General features: G+C 58.6%; 7 protein-coding genes and 1 pseudogene. 3 read left to right on the forward strand and 5 right to left on the reverse strand.

What is annotated here, in order from left to right; all coding sequences use genetic code 11:
- The first annotated feature begins 5 nt into the window (after positions 1-5).
- Both AC1DIH_RS27290 and AC1DIH_RS27295 read left to right on the forward strand, forming a co-directional pair.
- Positions 6-983 carry a hypothetical protein gene (locus AC1DIH_RS27290; RefSeq protein ID WP_477773971.1) on the forward strand — a complete coding sequence of 326 codons (978 nt, stop codon included), beginning with the start codon at positions 6-8 and terminating at the stop codon, positions 981-983.
- Between the two features lie 34 nt (positions 984-1,017).
- Positions 1,018-4,524: an alkaline phosphatase family protein gene (locus AC1DIH_RS27295; protein ID WP_477773972.1), complete on the forward strand. Its 3,507-nt coding sequence runs from the start codon at positions 1,018-1,020 to the stop codon at positions 4,522-4,524.
- A 165-nt stretch (positions 4,525-4,689) separates the two neighbouring features.
- Here AC1DIH_RS27295 and AC1DIH_RS27300 read toward each other — a convergent pair whose 3' ends face one another.
- From AC1DIH_RS27300 to AC1DIH_RS27315, 4 genes are all read right to left on the reverse strand, one after another.
- Positions 4,690-5,403, reverse strand: coding sequence for an HNH endonuclease (locus AC1DIH_RS27300; protein WP_427533501.1), 714 nt, complete (start codon positions 5,401-5,403; stop codon positions 4,690-4,692).
- A 135-nt stretch (positions 5,404-5,538) separates the two neighbouring features.
- Entirely contained in the window at positions 5,539-6,087 is a 549-nt protein-coding gene (locus AC1DIH_RS27305) for a BRO-N domain-containing protein (protein ID WP_477773973.1), read from the reverse strand.
- Between the two features lie 347 nt (positions 6,088-6,434).
- Positions 6,435-7,682 (reverse strand): ribonucleotide-diphosphate reductase subunit beta, encoded by a 1,248-nt coding sequence (locus AC1DIH_RS27310; protein ID WP_054593626.1) that lies wholly within the window; start codon positions 7,680-7,682, stop codon positions 6,435-6,437.
- A 664-nt stretch (positions 7,683-8,346) separates the two neighbouring features.
- On the reverse strand, positions 8,347-8,610 hold the full coding sequence (locus tag AC1DIH_RS27315) for a DUF2790 domain-containing protein (RefSeq protein ID WP_054593625.1): 264 nt from the start codon (positions 8,608-8,610) through the stop codon (positions 8,347-8,349).
- A 417-nt stretch (positions 8,611-9,027) separates the two neighbouring features.
- Between AC1DIH_RS27315 and acs the strand changes: the two genes are divergently transcribed.
- Positions 9,028-10,983 carry an acetate--CoA ligase gene (acs, locus tag AC1DIH_RS27320; RefSeq protein ID WP_477773974.1) on the forward strand — a complete coding sequence of 652 codons (1,956 nt, stop codon included), beginning with the start codon at positions 9,028-9,030 and terminating at the stop codon, positions 10,981-10,983.
- Positions 10,984-11,165: 182 nt separating this feature from the next.
- Here acs and AC1DIH_RS27325 read toward each other — a convergent pair.
- Positions 11,166-11,297, reverse strand: a pseudogene (locus AC1DIH_RS27325) (IS110 family transposase); the annotation flags it as partial.

Below are 11,297 nucleotides of genomic sequence, written 5' to 3' on the forward strand. Positions count from 1 at the left end.
TAAGGATGTTTGGGTCGGTCGTTCTGGACGCGATTCTCGGGATGTTGGCGCTGTTCACGCTGCTGGGTATTTTCGTCACCACCCTCACTGAAATCATTCAATCGTTCTTCCAGAAGGTCCGGGCGAAGTACCTTTATAACGCCCTGAAGCTGTTGTTCACCGGCAAACTGAAGGGGCTGAACGACAGCGACCTGGCGTTCTTCCAGCAGGTGCTCGATCACCCGATGATCCAGTCCATGGCGCCACCCGGCAATCGCCCCAGTTACCTGGACCCGGCGATGCTGGCGCAGGTGGTGATCACGCTGCTGCTGCACAAAGACGACACCACGACCCTCGATATTCCCCTCGACGAACTCAATGCAGCCCTGACCAAGGGCATTGCGCAGGTCCCGTCCGAGCACTTGCGCCGTGCACTGTCGACGATGCTTGCGGCGGCCCAGGCCAAAGTCACCACGGCCCAGGAGCTGCTATGCGCGTTCAAGACCCGGCTGGAGCACTGGATCAATGCGGTGATGGACCGCGCCGAAGGCTGGATGCGGCGTAATGCCAAAGTCGTCTCGTTGGTTTGCTCTTTGGTGATTTGCCTGGTGCTCAACGTCAACGCGTTCGACCTCATGCAAGGCATGGTGCGCAATGACACGTTGCACGCAGCAGGCATGCAGATGGCCAACAATCTGGTGACGAACAGCGCATCCGCAGCACTCGATCAAGCCTGCGCGAATCGGGACGACAAGGCCCAGTGTCAGTTCGATTCGGCATTGAGCAGTTTGCAGGCGCTGCCTCAGGGCGCTATCGGCTGGAACAACCCGCCGGCTTTTTTACACAACGATCAGACAAACAAAATCGCCTGGTTCGGCTACTGGTTGCTTGGGGTCATGACGGCGGCGTTGGCTGCCTCGTTGGGCGGTGATTTCTGGTTCAAGATGTTGAGCCAGATGATTCGCCTGACGGGCAGCAAAACAGTCCCACAGCCCAAGCCCTGAGCGCGATCGGGCACAACAACTCAGGGAGAGTAGCATGGCGAACAACTGGCCCGACGAGATCAAGCACGTCGTTGTGCTGATGATGGAAAACCGCTCGTTCGATCATCTGCTGGGGGATTACACCAGCATCAACCGTGCGTGCGACGGCATCAACCGTAAAGCGCCCAGCACCAACCCGCTGAAGGATGCCAGTGGCAACACGGCGGTGATCACTCAAACGGCGGAAACACCTGACTACTTTGCCCTGTGGGCGCCGCCCGCGCCTTCGCCACCGGCGCTACCGGCCAAGGACTGCGAAGGTTTCGACCTCGGTCACGAGTTCGTCGATGTGGTGAAACAACTGGACGTGTCACTCAAGACCAGCCTGACCGCACCCAAGCTCGATGGCTTTGCGCAGGACGCCTACGACAAGGCCCGCAACGATCTGAAGGTGTACAAAACTTACTCGCGATCCATGGCCGAGCGGGCGATGAACTACATCCCGTTTGGCGCCACGCCTGCCGACGATCCGCTGCCGGCGATCCAGGGGCTGGCGCGCAATTTCACCGTGTGCGACCGCTGGTTCGCCTCGGTTCCGGGCCCGACCTGGCCGAACCGTTTTTTCGCCATGCTCGGCAGTTGCAACGGCCACTTGCTGATGCCCTCCACGGGCACCGTGCTGGCCGGTATCAAGAGCTTGATCGCGCAGTTCGGCGGCGACAGCATTTTTTCGCTGCTGCGCGACAAGGGCCACGACGTGCGCATTTATTCCGACGGTGCCATCCCGCTGGCGGCGCTGGTCAAAGGTGGTTTGCAGCACATGAGCATCGACGACTTCAAGTCGGATGTCGCTGGTAACAAGCTCCCTGAACTGTCGTGGATCGAGCCGAGCTATGGCCTGCTCAACGGTAAGCTCGGGCCCAACGTTTCGCACCATCCACCGGAAGACCTGCGCTTTGGCGATCAGTTTGTCGGTGAGGTGTTCAACGCGTTGTCGGCCAACGCAGACCTCTGGAGCAAAACCTTGTTCGTGCTGCTGTACGACGAGCACGGCGGTTTTCATGACCATGTGGTGCCGCCGACCTGCGTAGCGACGGGTACATCGGTCGATGTCGATTGGCCCAATCCCTTCACTCGGCTGGGCATCCGCGTACCGGCAATCCTCGCCTCGCCGTGGCTCAATCCCGGCCTGATTCCGTGGACCGACAATCTCCAGGCGCAACATTACGATCACACCAGTTTGCTGGCCTTTCTCTGCGATCACTTCCAACTGCCGCGCAGCGCCCTCGGTGCAAGGGTGGTCGCGGCCCAGCACTTCGGCAACGCGCCGATCTGGCGCACTGCCGCAAGCGTTGCTCCGGCGCCGAAACTGGCCGCCACCGCCGTGCCAAGCCGTGCCGGGTTACCATTGATCGAGTCCCAACTGGCGACCCAAAGCCGGCAGGTGGTGGACAGCACCACCGGTTACCTCGACGGACTTGATCCGGAGCAGATCTGGAAAAACAGTGCCCAAGGTGTCAGCAGTTTCCTCGACAGCCGCACCCGTGCACTGGCTGAACCCGGCCAGGCTGCCCTCACGTCCGCCGCGCCGAGTGCCGACAGCCTGGAAGCGAAACTGCGGCGCCTGCAGGATTTGATGGTCACCGCCCACGGTCAAACGGTGGCTGCCGTTGGTGCGCCTGCCGTCAAAACCTTGCAAGCAGGGGCGGCGCCGGCTGTTGTGCCTGCGCAACTGCGAGTCCTGTGCCTGCCGGGTGTGGGATTCACGCAGCCCGCCAACGGGCAGGGCAGTACCGACGCGAACTGGCAGGAGCAATGGCGCACGCTGATCCGCAACCAACTGGCGCAGAACGGTCGCGTTATCGACGACCAGGACATCGACTTTCTGCCCTTCGATGATCAACTCAAGGATGGACCGGACTTCGCCCAGATAACCCGCGGCCTGGCCATGCTGCGGGACGACGCTCGGGGCAAGGCCGACGAGGATTTCGGCAGTTGGGGCCTGCCGGTCAATCAGATGCTGCGCACCACCGTCGGCGCCATCGTGCAATGGATCGAAGACGCCGATTTACGCACCGCACTGACCCAACATCTGCTGGACAAAATCGACGCGTTCAACCCGCAGATCATCTTCGCCCAAGGGCTGGGCAGCCTGATCGGTTACGACGCCTTGCGCCGTTCGGTGGCCAAGAAAGGTTCAGCGCTGAAACTCGTCGATGGCCGGGTATTCGTCAGCTTCGGCTCGCCCATCGCACTGCCGCTGGTGATGCGCGAAGTGTGGGGCGGGCGGGTCATGCGCCTGAGCGAAAACGGTCGAGGCATTCGCCGTTGGTTCCACCTCTACAACCCCAATGACGGCTTGCTGACCCGGCCGATCACTTCGCCAGACTCGGCGCGTGTCGACCTGCAAACCGAGTTCAGCATGCCGCTGCGTGATGACCTGCTCGACCTCAATCACGCAGCGCAAGCCTACTTGTCGTCTGCTACCAGCCAGACCGGTCTCTGGCCACAACTGGCTCGCGACGTGGTGGCGGCAAGCGCTCTGGAAGTGCCGGCGTTCCTGTCCCGCAGCGGCCAACGCAAACGCCGCGCCCTGGTGGTCGGCATCAACGATTACCCCGAACCGGGCGCACGCCTCGACGGCTGCATCAACGACACCTACCTCATCAGCCGCATGCTCCAGGAAAGCGGCTACGACGCCGGTGACATTCGGTTGCTGCACGACGCCCGAGCGACGCGGGCGAACTTCGTCGAGCGCCTCGAATGGCTGGTAGAAGGCGCCCGCGCCGGCGACGAGCGCGTGCTGTTCTATTCCGGCCACGGCACCCAATTGCCGGCCTACAGCAGCAGCGGCGAAGCCGACCGCATGGACGAAACCCTGGTGCTCTACGACTTCGACTGGGACGACGAAAACACCCACTTCACCGACAAACTGTTCCGCCAGTTCTACAGCCACCTGCCATTCGACCCGAACGGCCACGGCGCCAAACTGACCGTCATGTTCGACTGCTGCTACGCCGGCGGCATGACCCGCGGCAACGGCCGCGTGCGCGGCATCACCCCACCCAGCGACATCCGCCACCGCATGCTGCGCTGGGACCCCTACGCCGGCGACTGGGACCGCCGGGTGTACGCCACCGACAGCGACGGCCGCGACTTCAGCGAACACGACCACACCTCCCGCGGACTCACCCGCACCCGCAGCACCCAAGGCGCCGCCACCGGCCTACGCCCCGAGAAAAAAGCCCAACTACAGCGCCAAGGCAAACTCTACGGTCACCACGGCCCCTACATGCCGCTGATGCTCTACGCCGCCCGAGAAAACGAAAAAGCCAATGAGTACGAGGTGGGCTCCACCAGCTACGGCGCCTTCACCTACGCCGTGGTCGAGCAACTGCGCAAGTTGCACCAGGAAAATGTGACGTTGGGGTTTGATAAGTTGATCGAGCAGGTGGGCAAAGTGCTCAGCGCGAGGTCGTTGGGGCAGACACCGGAGATTGTCGGGCCGAGCGGGGTGAGGGAAGCGCCGTGCCCGTGGAAGATTAGTGGGTTGGGGAAATGACCGCGTAGCTGCAGTCACAGCCAAAGAAAAGGGCCACAGGATATTCCTGCGGCCCTAACAACACCGAAACTCCCAAACCCACCGCCAATCCCCTGTGGGAGCGAGCCTGCTCGCGATGGCGATCTCCCAGCCAACGACAACCCCAGCATGTGCAACGAGCGATGATTACTCACGTTCGAGCCGCTTCACATTCGTATAAAGCGACAAGGTAAACGCTTCCTTATCGCTCGAATGATGACAACGCCGATGACAGTTCGGGCAGAGCGCCACGGCATTACTCGTCCGATCCGAACCTTTCTGCGCCAAATGCTTAACGTGATGCACCTCAAGAAATGGCGAACCGTTTTTCTCAAACGGTGCAGGCTTGCGACAGCCTTCGCAGATGCCTTTGGCATTCTGCCGAACCCAGGCCCTGACTTCAGGATCACGAATGTAAGCAGTGCTACTGGAAGAGGCCCGCTTGGGTTTCAAGATCCCTTTCGGTTCTTTCTCGAATGGTTTTTGCTCAAGGGCGGCGGCACGACGTTCAAGCAATGCTTCATCGGCGGTGGGAGTGGAATCGTCTTCGGCGAAAACGCCTCTATCGGCCAACGCAGCACGAATAGCGAACTCAACATTAGTGCCGACGTGCGGAGCGGATTTGTATCCATCAATCCGCTGCCTTCCCATCTGTTCCAACACGGTTGAGATGTTTTGCATCCGGAATTCAACGGAACCTTCGGTGCGATCTGCCAAGGCACCCTGACGCAGTTGGCGGTTTTCCAGTGCCTTATTGAATTTTTGCCCTTTCAGTTCAAGCGCAAGCATCTTCAAATAGGCATCGACCGCGGCCTTAATCTCCGAGTCGCTCCAGTCGCTATTCTTCTTTCCAGTGTCCATACAATCGCCGAGGGTTGAAAACCCTCGGACGATACTGAGTGGTCATTACGGCGTCTACGAAATTTCCTACGGCATGATCCGAAGTAACTCTCAAATTGACTAAGGAAATCCCACAACCATCACGTCGATGGTCGACTAAATAACTTTGAACAACCGCGAAGCCTTCCGCCACCAAGACGTTTGCTGCTGGCCCAGCAGTACGCAAGGCATATCCCGCAACCGAATCCACGGTTCATCCTGCCAATGCAACAGACTCAACTGCATCTGCGGCCAATCCAACACGCTTAATGTCGGCCGCTCCACCGCCCGCAACGGCCGCGCATCCCTTAACGTCGGCACCACCTGATGGGTCAGCCATTCGCGTAGCGAACGGTACTCCGGGCAATAGTGATAGACCAGCAACGCATACACACCGGACTCACTGAGCATCAACCGCTCTTCTGCAGTGCCATGGGCTTGCACAAGCAGCATTCGCCGTTGATCCGCATCGAGCTTTCGGGACATGCGTTCGTCCAGGTATTTGCCCATCAACCGCCCAATATCGCGTGCGTAAAACCAGGCTTGGTTTTCCAAGAGCAGGGCGTGGAGGTGGATATTGTGGCGGGTGAAGAGGGTGGAGGTGATGGGCTCCGCTACGTCATCTGTTAACGAGGGAAAAACATGGGGTAAGACTCGAGTCGTCATATTCCGTGACCTCTACGTATGTATTGGGCAGGGCCAGAACCCAACGTAGAGAGGACTCAAGAAATCCCAACGAGCTAAGCCTTCCACCGATATCAAATGACGAGCGCTCAGGGGCTATCATTTTCAAGTCTGTGTGATGGGCTTGCTTCTACGTTGGGTGTTTCTTAGGCACCTGTCATGGAGTTTAGAAGTGCTGTCGCTGAGCATCCATGCGGCATGCTCCCTACTTTGTGTAGGAATTAAGTGTTTTCTGTGGGCATAAAAAAGCCCTGATCAAATCAGGGCTTTTTAGTTTTTCGATCTACCGGTTTAGATACGCAACGGTAAATCGCGGCCAGCGCCAGAAATCAATCCCAGCTCAAAGCCCCACCAGTCTGATACTCAATAACCCGCGTCTCAAAGAAATTCTTCTCTTTCTTCAAGTCCATAATCTCGCTCATCCATGGGAACGGGTTAGTCGTCCCTGGGTATTCCTCTTTCAAACCAATCTGCGACAAACGACGGTTAGCGATGAACTTCAGGTAGTCCTCCATCATCGCCGCGTTCATGCCCAGCACGCCGCGAGGCATGGTGTCACGAGCGTATTCGATCTCCAGCTGAGTGCCCTGCAGAATCATCTGCGAAGCTTCTTCCTTCATTTCAGCATCCCACAGGTGTGGGTTTTCGATTTTGATCTGGTTGATCACGTCGATGCCGAAGTTCAGGTGCATGGATTCGTCGCGCAGGATGTACTGGAACTGCTCGGCGACGCCGGTCATTTTGTTGCGGCGGCCCATGGAGAGGATCTGGGTGAAGCCGCAGTAGAAGAAGATGCCTTCCAGCACGCAGTAGTAGGCGATCAGGTTGCGCAGCAGTTCTTTGTCGGTTTCGACGGTGCCGGTTTCGAACTTCGGATCGGAGATCGAACGGGTGTACTTCAGGCCCCAGGTGGCTTTTTTCGCGACCGATGGGATCTCGTGGTACATGTTGAAGATCTCGCCTTCATCCATGGCCAACGATTCGATGCAGTACTGGTAGGCGTGGGTGTGGATCGCCTCTTCGAACGCCTGGCGCAGGATGTACTGGCGGCATTCCGGGTTGGTGATCAGGCGGTACACGGCCAGCACCAGGTTGTTGGCAACCAGGGAGTCGGCGGTGGAGAAGAAGCCGAGGTTGCGCATCACGATGCGGCGCTCGTCGTCGGTCAGGCCTTCCGGGTTTTTCCAGAGGGCGATGTCGGCGGTCATGTTGACTTCTTGCGGCATCCAGTGGTTTGCGCAGCCGTCCAGGTACTTCTGCCAGGCCCAGTCGTATTTGAACGGGACGAGTTGGTTGAGGTCGGCGCGGCAGTTGATCATGCGCTTTTCGTCGACCGCAACGCGGGCAGAAGCGCCTTCGAGTTCGGCCAGGCCTTCGGCGACGTCGAGTTTGTCGAGGGCGGCCTTGGCGCGAACGATCGCAGCCGAGTCGGTGGCGGTTACGGCGCGAGCTTCAAGGGCTGCGGCACCACCGGCGCTGTCGAGGCGGTCCATGTTGGCTTCAGTAGCGTGGCCAGCATTGGCGCCTTTGGCGACAACTTCGCCGTCTTCTTTGTCGAATTCGTCCCAGCTCAGCATGACGTGTCGTCTCCTGCGTGAGGGCCAGTCGCCCGTGTGAAAACACTGATGGTCGGTTTTTCACACGGCCCGGTGGCCGCGTTGTCTCTAAAAGGAATCGTTTGTTGCAGCAGTACGCAGGCAAAAAACAGAAATGTGTACGGGTGTCCTGAAGTCGCTAAGGGCGGAGATAACGTCGTCAGCTCCTGCGGTGGCCTCAGCGTCCTGCATCCTCCTGTAAGGGGATGTTGCAGGCCCGATTTACGGGCGCATTATAGGTGTTTTTTCACGGTTGTGGTGCGACGAAGTGGCTCAGAGAACCCTCGGCAGGGCGCGCAATCAAGGCGGAGCAAGGGTTTACAGGGCTTTGGCCGATGAAGATTTTTTTTAGCGTTTTTTGGCGACTCGGCAGCGCTGATGACGTCGGTGTTGGCTGTCAAAACGTCGCAAGCCCGATGGGATGGGACTTACAGGGGAGAAGGGGTGTTTTAACGGGCCGGATTGTGTCCAGTTTCAGGGGGTAATTGTTTGTGAGGTTTTCTGTTCAAAAAACAACCAAAAACGGCTTTTTACACTACATGTAGTGTTTTGGTCCGGGTTTCTGTGTCTCCAGACACAACGACGCCCGACGAAGGCCGGGCGGTGATGTCGGGTTCGGCAATCAGCCAAACCTCAGCGTTGATGATCAGCCGTTGGAGCAGCCGTTACCCATTACGCTGTAGCGCAGAATATGCCGTTGACCCTTCGAGTCTTCATATTCCATGCGGGCCGGCACAACTTCGCAAACGCTGGGTACTTCGCTCATGGAGATAACTTTGGCGATGTCCAGGTGAGTCGAATAAGTGTATTCCTCTACCGGTACGGTGTTGCTGGCAACATCAGTCGGGATCTCGTCTGCCATGGCGGTTGCGCACAGACTGCTGAGGGCCAGAACCAATAAAGCTTTCATTTCAATTTTACCTTTCTAAGGTCGAAGGGGGTCACGCAACCTTTTTGGGGTTGCGTGTGGAACTTGATAACTAAGTGTTGGATTAACTGCCTTCGTGGGGGCTGCAACTGGGTTAATCACGTTTGCCGTGTTGGCGAGGCTGATTTTAGGCGTGCGAGTTACCCGTATATAGGTGTGCTTTTGATAAAGACTTTTGGCAAATCTTGTAACAATCTCGTAAAAACGACCTTGTAGACTCCCGAATCACCTTTCTCAAAAACGCCTGAAGCCCGCGAAAACCGTGGTGTCTGAGCGGTTTGCTCGGTAAATACGACATTTTGTAGGGGCTTGTTACTACCATCGTCGAATGGTTCTATAGGCCCGCCCCGGGCTACAACAGGGCCATACAAAAACAACTATTCCACCGAGGTAAGAAAGATGAGTGCGGCTTCTCTGTATCCCGTTCGTCCCGAGGTTGCGGCCAACACGCTGACTGACGAGGCGACCTACAAGGCCATGTACCAGCAGTCGGTCGTCAACCCGGACGGTTTCTGGCGCGAGCAAGCCAAGCGCCTCGACTGGATCAAGCCTTTCACCACGGTGAAGCAGACCTCCTTCGACGATCACCATGTCGACATCAAATGGTTCGCCGACGGCACCCTGAACGTTTCCTACAACTGCCTGGACCGCCATCTCGCCGAGCGTGGCGATCAGATCGCGATCATCTGGGAGGGCGATGACCCGGCCGAGAGCCGCAACATCACCTACCGCGAATTGCACGAACAAGTCTGCAAGTTTGCCAACGCCTTGCGCGGCCAGGATGTGCACCGCGGCGACGTGGTGACTATCTATATGCCGATGATCCCCGAAGCCGTGGTCGCCATGTTGGCCTGTACCCGGATCGGCGCGATTCACTCGGTGGTGTTCGGCGGCTTCTCGCCGGAAGCCCTGGCCGGTCGGATCATCGACTGCAAATCGAAAGTGGTGATCACCGCTGACGAAGGCCTGCGTGCCGGCAAAAAGATCTCGCTCAAGGCCAACGTCGATGACGCGCTGACCAACCCGGAAACCAGCAGCATCCAGAAGGTCATCGTGTGCAAGCGCACCGGTGGCAACATCAAGTGGAACCAGCACCGCGACATCTGGTACGAAGACCTGATGAAAGTCGCGGGCACCGTGTGCGCGCCGAAAGAGATGGGCGCCGAAGAAGCGCTGTTCATCCTTTATACCTCGGGTTCCACCGGCAAGCCGAAGGGCGTGCAGCACACCACTGGCGGTTATCTGTTGTACGCCGCGCTGACCCACGAGCGCGTGTTCGACTACCGTCCGGGCGAAATCTACTGGTGCACCGCCGACGTCGGCTGGGTCACCGGCCACACCTATATTGTCTATGGCCCGCTGGCCAACGGCGCGACCACCTTGCTGTTCGAAGGCGTGCCGAACTACCCGGACATTACCCGGGTGGCGAAGATCGTCGATAAGCACAAGGTCAACATCCTCTATACCGCGCCAACCGCAATCCGCGCCATGATGGCGCAGGGCACCGCGGCTGTTGAAGGTGCGGATGGCAGTAGCCTGCGTCTGTTGGGTTCGGTCGGCGAGCCGATTAACCCGGAAGCGTGGGACTGGTACTACAAGAACGTCGGCCAATCTCGCTGCCCGATCGTCGATACCTGGTGGCAGACCGAAACCGGCGCGACCCTGATGAGCCCGCTGCCGGGCGCTCATGCGCTCAAGCCGGGCTCGGCGGCGCGTCCGTTCTTCGGGGTGGTGCCGGCGTTGGTCGACAACCTGGGCAACATCATCGAGGGCGTTGCCGAGGGTAACCTGGTGATTCTCGATTCGTGGCCAGGTCAGGCGCGTACGCTGTATGGCGATCACGACCGCTTCGTCGACACCTACTTCAAGACCTTCCGTGGCATGTACTTCACTGGTGACGGCGCGCGTCGCGATGCCGATGGCTACTGGTGGATTACTGGGCGTGTGGATGATGTGCTCAACGTTTCCGGTCACCGTATGGGCACGGCCGAGATTGAAAGCGCGATGGTCGCTCACCCGAAAGTCGCCGAAGCGGCGGTGGTCGGTGTGCCGCATGACATCAAAGGGCAGGGCATTTATGTCTACGTCACCCTCAACGGTGGCGAAGAGCCGAGCGAAGCGCTGCGCCTGGAACTGAAAAACTGGGTGCGCAAAGAGATTGGTCCGATTGCCTCGCCGGATGTCATCCAGTGGGCGCCAGGCCTGCCGAAAACCCGTTCGGGGAAAATCATGCGGCGCATCCTGCGCAAGATCGCCACGGGTGAATACGACGGGTTGGGGGATATTTCCACCCTGGCCGATCCGGGTGTGGTGCAGCATTTGATTGATACGCACAAGACCATGAGCGTCGCTTAACAGCGGTTCTTGAGTCATCGAAAGCCCCGTCCGGTGTTGAGCCAGGTGGGGCTTTTTTTGTGGTGATCGGGTTTGGAATCTCTATTGCTTGGGCTGGCCTCATCGCGAGCAAGCTCGCTCCCACATTTGATTGGGCTGTGGCACAGAAGGTGTGCTCTCCCGCAGATCCAATGTGGGAGATTCTATGTTGCAGGACAACCCTGCAGCGGTCGATTCGGTCGGTATTCGCTCTGGTTTTTCATCAGGGCGAACGCCACCCGGGCGAGTTTGCGGGCAAGGATTACCAGGGCCTGAGTCTTCTTGAAACCTCTGGC

It is taken from the genome of Pseudomonas sp. 05N36, assembly GCF_056397385.1.